The organism is Goodfellowiella coeruleoviolacea (assembly GCF_024171785.1).
Taxonomy (GTDB): Bacteria; Actinomycetota; Actinomycetes; order Mycobacteriales; family Pseudonocardiaceae; genus Goodfellowiella; species Goodfellowiella coeruleoviolacea.
The window spans coordinates 253028-268375 of record NZ_JAMTCK010000004.1; the positions used below are offsets into that span (position 1 = coordinate 253028).

At 73.1% G+C, this 15348-nt stretch carries 13 protein-coding genes; 11 read left to right on the forward strand and 2 right to left on the reverse strand.

Annotation, left to right across the window (positions count from 1 at the left end; translation table 11 throughout):
* Positions 1-48: 48 nt before the first annotated feature.
* Positions 49-2259: a RecQ family ATP-dependent DNA helicase gene (locus tag LX83_RS09935; RefSeq protein WP_253769630.1), complete on the reverse strand. Its 2211-nt coding sequence runs from the start codon at positions 2257-2259 to the stop codon at positions 49-51.
* Positions 2260-2397: 138 nt separating this feature from the next.
* Between LX83_RS09935 and LX83_RS09940 the strand changes: the two genes are divergently transcribed.
* The 11 genes from LX83_RS09940 to LX83_RS09990 all read left to right on the forward strand — a co-directional run bounded on the left by LX83_RS09940 (position 2398) and on the right by LX83_RS09990 (position 13970).
* Complete coding sequence (locus LX83_RS09940; RefSeq protein ID WP_308203945.1) at positions 2398-3723, forward strand: glutamate-5-semialdehyde dehydrogenase; 1326 nt, start codon at positions 2398-2400, stop codon at positions 3721-3723.
* 122 nt (positions 3724-3845) lie between these two features.
* Positions 3846-4439, forward strand: a complete 594-nt coding sequence (locus LX83_RS09945; RefSeq protein WP_253769632.1) for a TetR/AcrR family transcriptional regulator — start codon at positions 3846-3848, stop codon at positions 4437-4439.
* A 126-nt stretch (positions 4440-4565) separates the two neighbouring features.
* Positions 4566-5765, forward strand: a complete 1200-nt coding sequence (locus tag LX83_RS09950) for a cytochrome P450 (protein ID WP_253769634.1) — start codon at positions 4566-4568, stop codon at positions 5763-5765.
* 134 nt (positions 5766-5899) lie between these two features.
* Positions 5900-6130 carry a ferredoxin gene (locus LX83_RS09955; protein ID WP_253769636.1) on the forward strand — a complete coding sequence of 77 codons (231 nt, stop codon included), beginning with the start codon at positions 5900-5902 and terminating at the stop codon, positions 6128-6130.
* A 204-nt stretch (positions 6131-6334) separates the two neighbouring features.
* Positions 6335-6940 (forward strand): nicotinate-nucleotide adenylyltransferase, encoded by a 606-nt coding sequence (nadD, locus tag LX83_RS09960; RefSeq protein ID WP_253769638.1) that lies wholly within the window; start codon positions 6335-6337, stop codon positions 6938-6940.
* A 138-nt stretch (positions 6941-7078) separates the two neighbouring features.
* On the forward strand, positions 7079-7510 hold the full coding sequence (rsfS, locus tag LX83_RS09965) for a ribosome silencing factor (RefSeq protein WP_253769640.1): 432 nt from the start codon (positions 7079-7081) through the stop codon (positions 7508-7510).
* A gap of 45 nt (positions 7511-7555) precedes the next feature.
* Complete coding sequence (locus tag LX83_RS09970; protein ID WP_253769642.1) at positions 7556-8173, forward strand: histidine phosphatase family protein; 618 nt, start codon at positions 7556-7558, stop codon at positions 8171-8173.
* 100 nt (positions 8174-8273) lie between these two features.
* A complete protein-coding gene (octT, locus tag LX83_RS09975; RefSeq protein ID WP_253769644.1) occupies positions 8274-9014 on the forward strand; it encodes a diglucosylglycerate octanoyltransferase in 741 nt (246 codons plus the stop codon).
* Between the two features lie 146 nt (positions 9015-9160).
* Complete coding sequence (locus tag LX83_RS09980) at positions 9161-10039, forward strand: DegV family protein (protein WP_253769646.1); 879 nt, start codon at positions 9161-9163, stop codon at positions 10037-10039.
* A gap of 245 nt (positions 10040-10284) precedes the next feature.
* Positions 10285-11409 (forward strand): ComEA family DNA-binding protein, encoded by a 1125-nt coding sequence (locus LX83_RS09985; RefSeq protein WP_253769648.1) that lies wholly within the window; start codon positions 10285-10287, stop codon positions 11407-11409.
* A 254-nt stretch (positions 11410-11663) separates the two neighbouring features.
* Positions 11664-13970 carry a DNA internalization-related competence protein ComEC/Rec2 gene (locus LX83_RS09990; protein WP_253770156.1) on the forward strand — a complete coding sequence of 769 codons (2307 nt, stop codon included), beginning with the start codon at positions 11664-11666 and terminating at the stop codon, positions 13968-13970.
* A gap of 109 nt (positions 13971-14079) precedes the next feature.
* On the opposite strand, the gene thrC is transcribed toward LX83_RS09990, so the two are convergent.
* Complete coding sequence (thrC, locus tag LX83_RS09995; protein WP_253769650.1) at positions 14080-15345, reverse strand: threonine synthase; 1266 nt, start codon at positions 15343-15345, stop codon at positions 14080-14082.
* Between the last annotated feature and the right edge of the window lie 3 nt (positions 15346-15348).

The window sequence follows — 15348 nt, forward strand, 5'->3', positions numbered from 1 at the left end:
GCCTTGGTCGGCGGGGAGCGGTCCCCACGACGGCCGTGGCCGGACCGGTCAGCTCGTGCTGGCCAGGGCGAACGGCAACACGGCCGGAGCGCCGGCCCGGCGCAGGAGCCGGGCGGCCACCGTCATGGTCCAGCCGCTGTCCACCTGATCGTCCACCAACAGCACCGGACCCTCCACAGTGGACAACCGGGTGGCGAGGCCGTCCGGCAGGCTCAGCGCGTGCCACACCTCGGCCAGCCGTTGGGCGCTGTTGGCTCGCCGCGCCGGGCCGGGCCGGCGGGTCAGGCCGCCCAGCAGCGGCAGCCGGCCAATGGCCGCCAGTCGCTCGCCGAGACTCGCCACCAGCTGTGGCCGGCGGTGCGAGCCGACGGTGACCACGCCCACCGGTCGCGCGGCCCAGTCCCAGGCCGCCAGCACCTGAACGCACGCCGCCACCAGATCCTCGGGCAGCGCACCGTCCACCGCCTGCCCGTCGGCTGACTCCGCCAGCACGGCACGCAACCGAGTGCCCCAGCCGATGTCGGTCAGCCGCCCCAGCACCCGCCCCGGGGCGGCGTTCTCGGCCGGCCCGATGCGTCCGGACACCGGCACCCCCAGCGCTGCCATGCCGGTGGGCCACTGCCGGCGGGGAGCCAGGTCAACACCGGGGCGGCGCAGCCGCTCCCCGGCCGCCGTGGCCGCGCCCGCAGACACCTCCGCCGACAACCGCTGTCCCGTGCAGTTGTCGCACCGGCCACAGGGGCGCGCGTGCGGGTCGTCCAGCTGGCGCAGCAGGAACTCCATCCGACAACCAGAAGTGGCCAGGTAGTCGAGCATGGCCTGCTGTTCGGCCTGACGAGCCGAGGCGATCCGGCGGTACCGGTCGGCGTCGTAGTGCCAGGGCACTCCCGTGGACTCCCACCCGCCGCGGACGCGCCGCACGGCGCCGTCCACGTCGAGCACCTTGAGCACCACCTCCAGCCGGGTGCGGGAGAGGTCGACCCGGGGTTCGAGCGCCGCGGTGGACAGCGGCCGGTTCGCCTCGGCCAACACGGCCAGCACCTGGCGCACCACGCGCTCGGCGGGAAACGCCAGGGAACCGAAGTAGGCCCAGATGTCCTGGTCCTCCGCGCCAGGCAACAACACCACCTCGGCACGTCGCACCCCGCGCCCGGCCCGGCCGATCTGCTGGTAGTAGGCGATGGGCGAGGCGGGTGCGCCGAGGTGCACCACGAAGCCCAGATCGGGTTTGTCGAAGCCCATGCCCAGCGCGGAGGTGGCCACCAGGGCCTTGACCCGGTTCGCCAGCAGGTCCTGCTCGGCACGCTCCCGATCGGCCGGATCGGTCTGCCCGGAGTACGCGGTCACCGCGAACCCGCGGTCCCGCAGGAACGCGGCCACCTCCTCGGCGGCCGCCACCGTGAGGGTGTAGATGATTCCCGAGCCGGGAAGTTCGGTCAGGTGTTCGGCCAGCCAGCCCAGCCGGGCCTCGGCCGTGGGCAGCCGCAGCGCGGACAGCCGCAGGCTCTCCCGGTCCAGTGGACCCCGCAGCACCAGCGTGCCGGCCCCGTTGTCGAAGGACGTGGACGACCCGTCGACGGTGTCCCGGGGATCGCGGTGCGACAGCTGGTCACCGTCGGAGCCGGTGGCGGTGCCACTGGTGGTGCCGGTGAGCAGCACATCGGCCACGTCACGCACCACCCGGTCGTTCGCGGTCGCCGTGGTCGCCAGCACCGGCACCCCGTCCGGCAGGTCGGCGAGCAGCGTGCGCAGCCGGCGGTAGTCAGGGCGGAAGTCGTGGCCCCAGTCGGACACGCAGTGCGCCTCGTCCACCACGAGCAGGCCGGCCGACGCGGTCAGCCTCGGCAGCACGGAGTCGCGGAAGTCCGGGTTGTTCAGCCGCTCCGGACTGACCAGCAGGACGTCGACCTCACCGGCGGCCACCTGGTCCCGCACCGCTGCCCACTCGTCCTGGTTGGCCGAGTTGATGGTGGCGGCGTGCACACCCGCCCGTGCGGCGGAGGCCACCTGGTTGCGCATCAGGGCCAGCAGTGGGGAGATGAGCACGGTCGGTCCGGCCCCGAGTTCCCGGAGCAGGGCCGTGGCGACGAAGTACACCGCTGACTTGCCCCACCCCGTGCGCTGCACCACCAGCGCGCGCCTGCGCTGAGCCACCAGTGCGTGGATCGCCGTCCACTGGTCGGGGCGCAGTCGCGCGTGGGGACCGGCCAGGGCGCGCAGTCGGTGCTCGGCCAGTTCCCGGAGTGCCTGTTCGTCCACCCCCCATCCATACCGCATCCCTCTGCGTCTGGTGGACACGGTGCGGGTGTCCACCAGACACGGTTGCCGGGTGTCTGCTGGGCCGGGCCAACCGATATCGCGGCGACGACGTTCGGCCAGACGCCGTAGGCTTTCCCCGTGAGCACCGCGACCGCCAACGCTGACCTCGCCCAGACCAGCAACTCCGGGGACGACCTGCGCGAACAGGTCCACGCCGCGGCCAGTCGAGCCCGGATCGCAGCGGCTGAGCTGGTCATGGCGACCAGACAGCAGAAGGACAGCGCGCTGCACGCGATGGCCGACGCGCTCACCGAGCGGGCCGGCGAGGTGCTCACGGCCAACCGGGCCGACCTGGACGCGGGGCGGGCCGCGGGCCTGTCCGAGGCACTGCTGGACCGGCTCACCCTGACCGAGCAGCGCATCGCCGGCGTGGCCGAAGGGCTGCGCGGGCTCGCGGGGCTGCCTGATCCCGTTGGCGAGTCGGTGCGCGGCGGGGTGCTGCCCAACGGGTTGGAGCTGCGGCAGATCCGGGTGCCCCTGGGGGTGGTCGGAATGGTGTACGAGGGACGCCCCAACGTCACGGTCGACGCCGCCGGCCTCACCCTGAAGTCCGGCAACGCCGTGCTGCTGCGCGGCTCGTCCTCGGCCGAGCAGTCCAACACCGCGCTGGTGGCCATCCTGCGTGACGCCGTCGCCGCGGCGGGGCTGCCCGCGGACGCGGTGCAGTTGCTGCCCTGCCACGACCGGGCCTCGGTGCGTCACCTGATCACCGCGAGGGGACTGGTCGACCTGGTCATCCCGCGCGGCGGGGCCGGCCTGATCGCCGCGGTGGTGGAGCAGGCCACCGTGCCCACGGTGGAGACCGGGGTGGGCAACTGCCACGTTGTCGTGGACGCCACCGCTGACCTCGACCAGGCCGAGCAGATCGTGGTCAACTCCAAGGCCAGGCGCCCGAGCGTGTGCAACTCGGCCGAGACGCTGCTGGTGCACGCCGACGTGGCCGAGCAGTTCGTGCCCAGGATCGTTGGCGCACTGCGCGCCGCCGGGGTCACCGTGCACGCCGACGAGAGGTTCGCCGCACTGGCCGGGGACGTGGAGTCGGGCGTGGTGCCGGCGGTGGACGCTGACTGGGACACCGAGTACCTCTCCCTGGACATCGCGGCGAAGGTCGTTGACTCGCTGGACGAGGCGATCCGGCACATCGCCGCCCACGGAAGCGGCCACACCGAGGCCATCGTCACCTCGGATGTGCGCTCGGCCAGGCAGTTCACCGCCCGGGTGGACGCCGCAGCCGTGATGGTCAACGCCTCCACCGCGTTCACCGACGGCGGCGAGTTCGGCATGGGGGCCGAGATCGGCATCTCCACGCAGAAGCTGCACGCCAGGGGGCCGATGGGGCTGCCGGAACTGACCTCCACCAAGTGGGTGCTCTGGGGCGACGGCCACGTGCGCGGCAAGTCCTGAGGCGAGCCCCTGGACCGGCCGGTCGTTCGTGGCGAGCGGGCCGGCCCGCCGACCCTCCTGGCGTTGCCCGTCACGGAACCGTAGGTTCTTGCCGACATGCTCGGGCGGGAGAAGGGCAGCGCGTGACGGAGGGCCGTGAACCACCGGCGCGGCGCCGGGACGCCGCGGCCACCCGAGCTGCCCTGCTGGCCGCCGCCACCGAACTGTTCAACGAACGCGGCTTCGACCGCGCCACCGTGCGGGACATCGCCGAGCGCGCCGGGGTCAACCAGGCGCTGCTGTTCCGGTACTTCGGCACCAAGGACGAGTTGTTCGCGCTGGTCATCGCGAACCGGAGCCGGGAGCTGATCAACAGCGCGCCTCCTGAGCGGCTCGTCGGGCGTACGCTGGACTTGTTGCTCGACCCGGACTCGCCCAAGCGCAGTGCGAACCCCTTGGTGGCGCTGTTGCGCTCGAGCAGCCACGACGAGGCGGCGGCGGCGATCCGAGCGGAACTCGGGGATGAGTACACGGGCGCGCTTGCCGCGCTGACCGGCGCCGAGGACGCGGACGTGCGTGCCGTGCTGGTGCTGGCCTGGCTGCTGGGCATCGGTCTGCTGCGCTCGGTGCTCCCCACGGAGCCGCTGGCCAGCGCGGACCCCCAGGCCGTCCGCGACCACGTGCTGCGGGCGGTGCGCACGCTGCTGGAACGGGTGGACATCCGACCAGGCGAGTGAGCGGCCAGGTGTGCGCTGTGGAGTGAGCCATTGACGTTGCGTGGTCAAAACTCTATTGTCCGGCAATGTAAGCGAGTGCTTACAACTTGTGGAGTGAGTGCTCGCTGCTGGGAAGGGAGCAGCGTCATGACCACTGCCGGAGAAGCTCGGACCTACCCGTTCAGCGAGGCCCGAGGACTCGAACTCGACCCCACCTACCGTGCCCTGCGGGACGAGCAGCCCGTGGCCCGCGTGCGGCTGCCCTACGGCGGCGAGGGCTGGCTGGCCACCCGGTACGCCGACGTCAAGACGGTCATGTCCGATCCGCGCTTCAGCCGGGCGGCCACCGTCGGCAAGGACATTCCTCGCACCACTCCGGCCAGGCAGCAGGGCACCACGATCCTGAGCATGGACCCGCCCGAGCACAGCCGGCTGCGCAAGCTGGTGGCCAAGGCGTTCACGGCTCGACAGATCGAGCGGCTTCGCGCTCGCGCCCAGCAGGTGGTGGACGAACTGCTGGATCGGATGGCTGAGCAGGGGCCACCGGCGGACCTGGTGGAGGGACTGGCCCTGCCCCTGCCCATCACGATGATCTGCGAGATGCTGGGCGTGCCGTTCGACGACCGGGACCGGTTCCGCGCCTGGTCGGACCAACTGCTCGGGGTGACCGCGTTCACCGCCGAGGAGATCGAACAGGCCCGCGCCGAGTTCCGCGCCTACCTGGCCGGACTGATCGAGCAACGCCGGCGCACACCCAGCGACGACATGCTCGGCGTGCTCGTGCAGGCCAGGGACGAGGACGACAAGCTCACCGAGGACGAACTGGTGGACTTCGGCATCACCCTGTTGGTGGCGGGCCACGAGACCACGGCGAACCAGATCGGCAACTTCGTCTACACCCTGATGGCGAACCCGGAGCAGTTGGCGAAGCTTCGGGACAACCTGGACCTGGTGCCCAGCGCGGTCGAGGAACTCCTGCGCTTCATCCCGCTGGGCAACTCGGCCGCGTTCGCGCGAGTCGCCGTCGAGGACGTGGAACTCGGCGGGGTGCTGGTCAAGGCTGGCGAGGCGGTGCTCGTCAGCACCGCGTCGGCCAACCGGGACGCCCAGGTCTTCGACAACCCCGACCAGATCGACCTGGAGCGGCAGGACAACGCGCACGTGGCGTTCGGCCACGGTGTCCACCACTGCCTGGGGGCGCAGCTGGCGCGGCTGGAGCTGCAGATCGCGCTCAAGTCCCTGCTGACCCGGTTCCCAACGCTGCGTCCGGCCGTGCCGATCGAGGAGATGGTCTTCAAGCAGGGGCGGTTGGTGCGGGGCTTGTCGGCCCTGCCGGTCGCCTGGTGAGCGCCGTGACGTCTGCCCGGTGCGCCCCCGCGGTGGGCTCGCGCGCCAGTGGCAGGGTGGACGTGCGCGAGACGCGCGGATAACGAACAACCGTCAGGAAGCCGATCGGCTTCCCCGACCACGAGGGAACTGCGATGACTGAGGGGCGTTGGCGCGTCGAGGTGGACGGAGCCACGTGCATCGGGTCGGGCTTGTGCGTTGGCACCGCACCGGACCACTTCGAGCTGGTCAAGGACACCTCGCACCCGATCAACGAACTGGTCGAGCCCGCGGAGGCCGTGCGCGACGCGGCCGAGTCCTGCCCGGTTGAGGCGATCCTGGTGCGCAACGCCGCCACCGGCGAGGTGGTGGCCCCCGAGCAGTGACCGCCGGCCACGCGCCGTGCCCGGCCAGCCGGCCGAGCCGGTGCGGGCGGGAGAAGTGCCGTGCTGTGCTGGGCCGGCCCTGGTGGGTCGGTCCGGCACCGGCGGCCGCCCCGGGTGGTTCGTGCGTGGTTCTTGTCACTCGTCGCCCCGCACACCCCCCGGTGGGAGCGAAGCAGCCCGAAATGGGACGTAGGCTTCCCGAATATGTCCAGCGGTCGCCGTATCGGCGTCATGGGGGGAACCTTCGACCCCATTCATCACGGGCACCTCGTCGCGGCGAGCGAGGTGCAGGCTCGGTTCGACCTGGATGAGGTCATCTTCGTGCCGACGGGCCAGCCGTGGCAGAAGAGTGACCGAGTGGTCAGTCCGGCCGAGGACCGCTACCTGATGACCGTGATCGCCACGGCGTCCAACCCCCGGTTCTCGGTCAGCAGGGTGGACATCGACCGGGGCGGCGCCACCTACACCATTGACACCCTGTGCGATCTGCACACCGCCTACCCCGGTGACCAGTTGTTCTTCATCACCGGAGCGGACGCGCTCGAACAGATCCTGTCCTGGCACCGCGTCGACGACCTGTTCGACCTGGCCCACTTCATCGGGGTGAACCGGCCCGGGTACCACCTGGTCAGCGAGCACCTGCCGCAGGGAACGGTCAGCCTGATCGACGTCCCGGCGATGGCCATCTCCTCCACCGCCTGCCGGGAGCGGACCGCGGCCGGCCTGCCCGTCTGGTACCTCGTTCCGGACGGCGTTGTCCAGTACATCAGCAAGCGCCGGCTCTACCGCGAGCCGGTTGAGGACGCGTGAGGCCCATTTTCGTTTCCGGTCGCCCGGTAGGCTGCTCAAGTTCGTGCAGTCCGGATCCGGTGTGCGACGGGAACGGGTACGAGCAGCACAATCAGGCAGATCACGGTCACCCACAGGATCGTGAAGCAAAGGAGTGACGTGGCAGCCACCGAACAGGCGCGCCGACTCGCGCTGGTCGCCGCGAACGCCGCGGCGGACAAGAAAGCGCACGACGTGGTCGTGTTGGACGTGTCGAACCAGCTGGTGATCACCGACTGTTTCGTGATCGCCTCCGCGCCCAACGAGCGCCAGGTCGGCGCGATCGTGGACAACATCGAGGAGAAGATGCGGTCCGCGGGCACCAAGCCGGTCCGGCGTGAGGGCGCCCGCGAGGGCAGGTGGGTGTTGCTGGACTTCGTCGACGTGGTCGTGCACGTGCAGCACGTGGAGGAGCGGAGCTTCTACGGCCTGGAGCGGCTGTGGAAGGACTGCCCGCGCATCCCGTTCGACCCGATGGCCGCGGCGGGCGGCGAGGAGCCCAGCGGCGACGAGGACCCGCAGGACACGCCAGAGACCGGCGACGGGCAGTGACGCAGGTTCCCGGTTTACACCGCCGCGCCAGGAAGGGTCTGTGAGATGGCACTGAGCCGGCTCGTGTTGTGGCGGCACGGCGAGACCGACTACAACGCGTCTGGGCGCATGCAGGGCCACCTGGACTCGGCCCTGACCGAGACGGGCTGGAACCAGGCTCGCTTCGCCGTCCCGGTGTTGGCCAAGTTCGCCCCCGAACTGGTGGTGGCCTCCGATCTGCGCAGGGCCACCGACACCGCGACCGTGTTCACCAGTGCGACCGGCGTTCCGCTGCGCATTGACGACCGGCTGCGCGAGACCAACCTGGGCAAGTGGCAGGGGCGCACCGCCAGCGAGATCGAGGAGGAGTGGCCAGGCGTCATGCACTCCTGGCAGCACGACCCGCAGTGGGCGCCACCCGGCGGGGAGAGCCGGGTCGACGTGGCGGCCAGGGCCGCCCGCGTTGTCGCCGAACTCGACCGGGACCTGCACGGCACGGTGATGCTGTGCGCGCACGGCGGGCTGATCGTCGCGTTGACCGCCCGGCTGCTCGGCCTGCCGCTGCCGGTGTGGCCGCAGCTCGCCGGGATCGGGAACTGCCACTGGACGGTGTTCACCCGCCGCCCGACCGATGACACCCCGACCTGGCGGCTGTCCACCTACAACGCCGGCATCACCGGCTGACCCCGGCGCGTCTGGCCGGCGCGCCAACCGCCCAACCGGGTCCCCTGGCTGTGTCCAAGGGACGCAGAGAGCAGCAGCGGACACGAGGGGCGCCGCAGGCGTGGAACTGTTGATTTTCGCCGATTCGCTGGCATTCCACGGGCCGGCCGGCCCGCTGCCCGCTGATGACCCGCGGTTGTGGCCCAACATCGCCGCGGCGGCACTGGGCGCCCGGGTCGAACTGGCCGCCGGGTTCGGCTGGACCGCCAGGGACGCGTGGTGGGCACTGACCGGCGACCCCCGGGTGTGGGCGGCGCTGCCCAGGGCGGACGTGCTGGTGCTGGCGGTGGGCAGTATGGACACGCTGCCCTCACCGCTGCCCACCTACCTGCGGGAGGGCCTGCGGTACCTGCGTCCGGACCGGGTGCGTCGGCTGGCCAGGCGCACCTACTTGGCCGCCCAGCCCACCCTCGCCCGGATCTCCGGGGGTCGGCCGGTCGCGCTGCCGCCCCGGCTCACCGTGCGCTACCTGGCCGACTGCGTGCGCGCCGTGCGGGCGATACGCCCCGGCCTGCCGGTGATCGGCGTGGTGCCCTCGGTGCATCGCGCGGACGCCTACGCCCAGGTGCACACCGGACGCGCCGCCGGTGAACGGGCGGTGCGCGCGTGGGCGGCGGCCACCCCCGGTGTGACCCTGCTGGACCTGCCGGAACTGGTCGGCGACCACGTGCGCGGCGGGCACGGCAACCCCGACGGCATGCACTGGGGGTGGGCCGCGCACCAGCGGGTGGGCGAGGCCGTGGCCGGCCTGGCGGGCGGGGTGACCACCCAGGCGGGGGCTTCGGAGACCGGTGCGCGCTGAGCCACCAGCTGATCGGCGCCGACCTGGAGTGGATCGCCGGTCGCCCGATGTGGGGCGCGGGAGTTCCAGTGGCGACAGGCGCGGCACGGGAATGGGGAGCGGCCGGGCCAGTGGGCCGCCTGGCGGGAGCCGTAGGCTCCGGACCTGTGCCTGTCGCCGTGGTCACGGATTCGACCGCCTACCTGCCGGAGGGATTTGCCCAGCGGTACTCCGTGCGCGTGGTCCCGCTGCACGTGTCCGGCGCCGGCCACGGCGGCCTGGACGGCGTGGACGTGGGGCCGGGGGAGTTGGCCAGGGCACTGGCCGAACACCAGCACGTCACCACGTCCCGCCCCACCCCGGCCGAACTGGCGCTGGCCTACCGCTCGGCGCTGGCCGGATCGGCTGACGCCGTGGTGTCGGTGCACCTGTCCAGGGAACTGTCCGGCACGTGGGAAGCGGCCAGGCTGGCCGCCGAGGAGGTGGACCCGGACCGGGTGCGGGTGGTGGACTCCCGGTCCGCCGGAATGGGGCTCGGGTTCGCCGTGCTGCGCGCCGCCGCCGTGGCCGCCGCCGGCGGCCAGCTCGGCGAGGTGCTGACCGCCGCGGCTGACGCGGCCGCGCGGACTCGCACGTTCTTCTGCCTGGAAACACTGGAGCACCTGCGCCGGGGCGGGCGGATCGGTGCGGCGGCGGCACTGCTGGGCACCGCGCTCGCGGTCCGGCCGGTGCTGCACGTGGACAACGGCCGCATCCTGCCGCTGGAAAAGGTCCGCACGACCGGCCGGGCGATGTCCCGGCTGGTGGAGTTGGCCGCCGCGGCGGCGGGAACGGGCCAGGTGGCGTTGGCCGTGCACCACCTGGCCGCGCCGCACCGGGCCGCCGAACTCGCCACCCGGCTGGACGAGCGCCTGCCCCAGTCGGCCGGTTGCCTGATCTCCGAGGTCGGTGCGGTGATCGGCGCGCACACCGGGCCGGGCGTGCTGGGAGTGGTGGTTCTACCCGGCGGACTGGCAGGGGAGGGCGGTCGGCCGGACACCGGGTGAGCCGCGCCGACAGTGGCTTGCGCCAACCGGTGCCGCAGCTGGCGCGGGTGGGGCCGGACTGGGTGCGATCACCCAGACGGCCGACACGAGTGCCGCTGGCCCAACCGTCCAGTGTTGCACCCACCCCCGACACATTTCGTCCGCATCACCCTTTCGAGTCGGAGTTATCCACAGCTGCCCCACTTGTCCACAGCTCGCGATCAGGGGCGGGTGTGTGGGCGGTCAGTCGCCCTAGCGTCGACGGCATGGTCGAACTGAGCCCCAGACGCAGCCGCACCCAGGCTCGCTCCGCCCGGCGCCGCCTTGCCACGCTCGCCGGGTTGGCGCAGTTGGTGGGCGAGCCCAGTCAACCGGAGTTCCGGATGGTCGCCGAGCCGCTCACGGCGGCCGTTCCACGCGTGAGCGACCGCGACGCCGGGCGGGCAGCCGAGGATGAGCCGGCTGTGGTGTTCACGGTCGTCTCCGAGCGCAGCACCACCAACCCCGATCCACCGCCCCATCGACCGCGCACCGAGCCGGCTGCCGACCCGGTGTGCGGGCCCAGTGCGGACCCGTCCGACGTCGCGGCCACCGCTGCTGCCGGTGGCCGTGGTCGGAGGATGACGGCGTCGGTCCGGGTGGGCCGCCTCGTCCGGCGCTGGATGCCCGGCTCCGGGCGGCGGCGTGCGCTCGCCGTGGTGGTCAGCGCGCTGCTGTCCACTGGCGCGGCACTCGCTGCCATCGCCACCTGGCTGACCAGTGGGCCGGTGGCGGAACCGGCGCCGGCGCTGCCGGTCGTGTCCGTCGGCCAACCGGTCAGCGCCACCGCGGCGCCGGACGCCGCTGGTGACCGGGCGAGCCGGGGCGACGAGTCGAGCCGGGCGGACCGGTCTGGTGAGTCGGAGCAACTCGTGGTGAGTGTGATCGGCAAGGTCACCCGCCCCGGCTTGGTCACGCTGCCCGCGGGGGCGCGGGTCGCTGACGCGGTCCAGGCCGCCGGGGGCGCGCTCGCCGACGCCGACCTCAACGGCCTCAACCTGGCACGCCGGCTGGGTGACGGGGAGCAGATCGCGGTGGGTGTTCCGCTGCCCGCGACCGCCGACGGCGTCCCGGGCGGGGGTGTCGCCGACGGGAGCACCGCGGGTGGGAACGGCCTCGGCGGTGACACCGCGGGCGCCTCGGGCGAGCCGGCCGCACAGCCCAAGGTGAACCTCAACACCGCCTCGCAGGCGCAGTTGGACGCGATTCCCGGTGTCGGTCCGGTCACCGCCCAGCGGATCATCGCCTGGCGGGTGCGCCACGGCCGGTTCCACTCAGTTGACCAGTTGCGTGAGGTCGACGGCATCGGTGATGGCCGGCTGGCTCGACTCAAGGAGTTCGTGACCACGTGAGCGAACCGAGAGGCACCTCGCCCACCGACCCGCCGTCCGCTGGTGCGCGGCCTTCCGGCACCACGGCACCGCATGCTCCACCGGCATCGGCGGCCAGCCCGTCGCGTGCGGGGCCGGCCGCCGCCAGCGGACCAGCGGGTGGCGCGTCGGCCACTTCGTCGGCCACCTCGTCGGCCACTGGGGCGGACGCGGCGGCCCAGGACAGCGAGCCGGATCCGGCAGGCGGCGGCGCCCGCCGCGTCGACCTCCGGCTGGTGCCGGCGGCGGTGACCGTGTGGCTGTCCGCGCTGGTCGGGTTGCTGTGCGGATGGCCGTTCGCGGCGGGCGCCGGTCTGCTCGCCGCCGGCCTCGCCGGCGCGGCCCTGCTGCGGGGCTGGGCCACGCGCACCGCCGTGGTCGCCGCGCTGGGCGCGGGGCTCGCCGCCGTTGTCTGGATCGCCGTGCCCGCCCACCGGGCCAGCGTGCACCCGCTGCGCTCGCTGGCGGAACAGAACAGTCCCGCCACTGTGCGGGTCACGCTCACCGAACGGCCGCGCGGTGTGACCGCAGCCGGGTTCGGGGAGCGCAGGGGCGGCGTCGACCGGGTGGTGGTGGGCGCCGAACTCCGGTCGGCGCAGGTGCGCGGTCAACGGATCGAGCGCGACGGCCGGGTGCTGCTGCTGGCGCCCGCGGAGCGCTGGCTGGACCTGCTGCCCGGCAACGAGGTGACCGCGGTCGGCACCCTGGCCGCGCCCCGGGGCGGGGACCTGACCGTCGCGGTGCTGCGGGTGCGCGGCCCACCTCAGCAGGTGGCTCCGGCACCGGCCTGGCAGCGGGCCGCGGAGTCGCTGCGCGCGGGGCTGCGGCGTGCCTGCGCGGTTCTCGCACCGGAACCCGCCGGGCTGCTGCCGGCGTTGACGGTGGGCGACACGACCGGCGTGCCACCGCAGGTGACCGATGAGTTCCGGGTGGCCGGGCTGGCACACCTGACCGCGGTGAGCGGGGCGAACCTGGCGATCATCTGCGGTGCGGTGCTGCTGTTGCTCAGGCTGCTGCGCTGCGGCCCACGCCTGTCCGCTGCCCTGGCGCTGCTGGCGCTGGCCGGGTTCGTGGTGCTGGCCGGGCCGGAGCCGAGTGTGCTGCGCGCGGCGGTGATGGGCGCGGTGGGGCTGCTCGCCCTGGCGCTCGGGCGGGAGCGGTCGGCGCTGCCGGCGTTGGCGACGGCGGTCGTCGTGCTGGTGCTGCATGACCCGCAACTGGGTGTGGCCCCGGGGTTCGCCCTGTCCGTGCTGGCCACGGCGGCGCTGGTGCTGCTCGCGCCGGCGTGGTCGGCCCGGCTGCGCGCCAGGGGCGTGCCAGCGCTGCTGGCCAACGCCGTGGTGACCCCGGTGGCTGCCGCGCTGGCCACCGCGCCGCTGATCGCCGGCTTGTCCGGGCAGATCAGCCTGGTCACGGTGATCGCGAACCTGGTCGCCGGCCCGGTGGTGGCGCCGGCCACCGTGCTCGGGGTGGTCGCTGCCGCTGCCGCCCCGCTGCACCTGGGCATCGCCCAGTTCGCGGCGCGGCTCGCCGAGCCGGAGGTGAACTGGCTGATCTGGGTGGGCAGGCACGCGGCCGCCGTGCCGAACGCCGCCATCGGCTGGCCCAGCGGGTGGGGTGGTGGACTGCTGCTGCTCGGCGTGACCGCGACCGTGGTCGGCCTGGTGCGGTTGCCCAGGCTGCGCGCGCTGCTGGCGGTGGTGTTGGCGGCGACCTTGCTGCTGGTGCTGCCCACCCGGCTGGGCAGCCCCGGCTGGCCGGTCTCCGGGTGGGCGGCGGTGGGCTGCGACGTGGGCCAGGGCGATGCCATCGCGTTGGCCACCGCGGACCCGGGGCGAGCCGTGCTGGTGGACACCGGGCCGGAGCCGGTGTTGCTGGCCCGCTGCCTGCGTCGGCTGGAGGTGCGGACCGTACCCCTGGTGGTGCTCAGCCACCTGCACGCCGACCACGTCGGCGGGTTGAGCGCCGTGCTGGCCGACCACGAGGTCGGGGCCGTGGCGGTGGGGGCGTCGCGTGAACCGAGGTGGGCGTGGGACGAGGTGCGGGGCCAGGCCGAGCGCGCCGGTGTCCCCCTGGTGGAGCTGGGCGCGGGGCAGCGGCTGTCCTGGCCGGGGCTGGTCATCGAGGTGCTCGGACCGCGCCAGCTGGTCGGCGGCGACGAGTCGCCGGTCAACAACGCCTCGCTGGTGCTGCGCGCGACCACACCGGCCGGGCGGGTGCTGCTCACCGGAGACGTGGAGGTGGCCGCCCAGCAGGAGTTGCTGGACAGCGGTGTGGACCTGAGCGCGGATGTGCTCAAGGTGCCGCACCACGGGTCGCGGAACTCGCTGCCCCGGTTCCTGGCGGCGGTGCGACCGAGGGTGGCCTTGATCAGCGTGGGAGCGGGCAACCGCTACGGGCACCCCAACCAGTCCATAGTGGACACACTGGGGGAGCAGGGCGCCATGGTGCTGCGCACCGACCGGGACGGCGACAGCGCTGTGCTGGCCAGCCCGGCCGGCCTGCGAGTGGCGCGGCTGGCCACGGCTGGGGCGCCACCGTGAGCCCGCGGCGCGGATGACGGCGGGCGACTCCTGCCGCCCTCCGCTGCCGCGCCTGGGTGGCCGGCGCGCCGGCCACCCAGGAATGTCCGCTTCGGACAGAACAGGAGGTTCAGAAGCCGAGTGCCTCGCGCACGGCCTTGCTGGACGGCGGCACCGTCGCCTTGGGACCCACCCTGTCGGCGACCGCGTCCAGGGTCTTGAGGCCGTCACCGGTGATCAGCAGGACGGTTTCCGCGTCCGGGTCGAGCTTGCCGGTGTCGATCAGCTTCTTGGCCGTGGCCACGGTCACCCCACCCGCGGTCTCCGCGAAGATCCCCTCGGTCCTGGCCAGCAGTCGGATGCCCTCGACGACCTCCTCGTCGCTGACGTCCTCGACCGCGCCACCGGTGCGGCGAACCGCGTCGAGCACGTAGGGGCCGTCGGCGGGGGCGCCGATGGCCAGGGACCGGGCGATGGTGTCCGGCCGCACCGGTGCCACCACGTCCTGGCCGGCCTTGTAGGCGGCGGCCACCGGCGAGCAGCCCGTGGCCTGCGCGCCGAACACCCGGTAGGGCGTTGGCTCCACCAGACCGAGTTCGCCGAGTTCCCGGAAGCCCTTGTCCACCTTGGTCAGCTGGGAGCCGGAGGCCACCGGCACCACCACCTGCTCGGGCAGCCGCCAACCGAGCTGTTCGGCGACCTCGAAGCCCAGGGTCTTGGACCCCTCGGCGTAGTAGGGACGCACGTTGACGTTGACGAACGCCCAGTCCTCGTGCTCGGCGGCCAGTTCCGTGGCCAGCCGGTTGACGTCGTCGTAGTTGCCGTCCACGGCGATCAGCGCGCCGTCGTACACCGCCGTGGTCAGCACCTTGGCGCGTTCCAGCGAGGAGGGGATCAGCACGACCGACCGCCAGCCAGCCCTGGCCGCCGCCGCGGCGACCGCGTTGGCGAGGTTGCCGGTGGACGGGCAGGCGAGCACGGTGAACCCGAGTTGGCGGGCGGCGGCCAGGGCGACGGCGACCACCCGGTCCTTGAACGAGTGGGTGGGGTTGCCGGTGTCGTCCTTGACCCACAGCCGCTTCACGCCCAGCGCGGCGGCGAGCCGGTCGGCCCGCACCAGGCGCGTGAGCCCGGGCTCGGTGTTGGGGTGTCGGTCCACATCGGACGGAACCGGCAGCAGGTCGCGGTAGCGCCAGATCGACTTGGGGCCGGACTCGATGGTGGCCCGGGTGATCGGGCCGAACTCGTAGGCCACTTCCAGTGGCCCGAAACACTCACCACAGGCGAACTCGGCGGCGAGCGGAACCTGGTGGCCGCATTCCCGGCAGGACAGCGCGCGGGCCGGACCGAGGTCAAAGGTGGTGGCGGCGGTCGCCGGGGCATCGACAGTCGTCATCGC

Bases quoted from the DNA above. Each gene is read 5' to 3' on its own strand.
- LX83_RS09950 (WP_253769634.1), top strand. From the start codon at position 4,566: ATGACCACTGCCGGAGAAGCTCGGACCTACCCGTTCAGCGAGGCCCGA.
- LX83_RS09955 (WP_253769636.1), top strand. From the start codon at position 5,900: ATGACTGAGGGGCGTTGGCGCGTCGAGGTGGACGGAGCCACGTGCATC.
- nadD (WP_253769638.1), top strand. From the start codon at position 6,335: ATGTCCAGCGGTCGCCGTATCGGCGTCATGGGGGGAACCTTCGACCCC.
- LX83_RS09970 (WP_253769642.1), top strand. From the start codon at position 7,556: ATGGCACTGAGCCGGCTCGTGTTGTGGCGGCACGGCGAGACCGACTAC.
- LX83_RS09985 (WP_253769648.1), top strand. From the start codon at position 10,285: ATGGTCGAACTGAGCCCCAGACGCAGCCGCACCCAGGCTCGCTCCGCC.
- thrC (WP_253769650.1), bottom strand. From the start codon at position 15,345: ATGACGACTGTCGATGCCCCGGCGACCGCCGCCACCACCTTTGACCTC.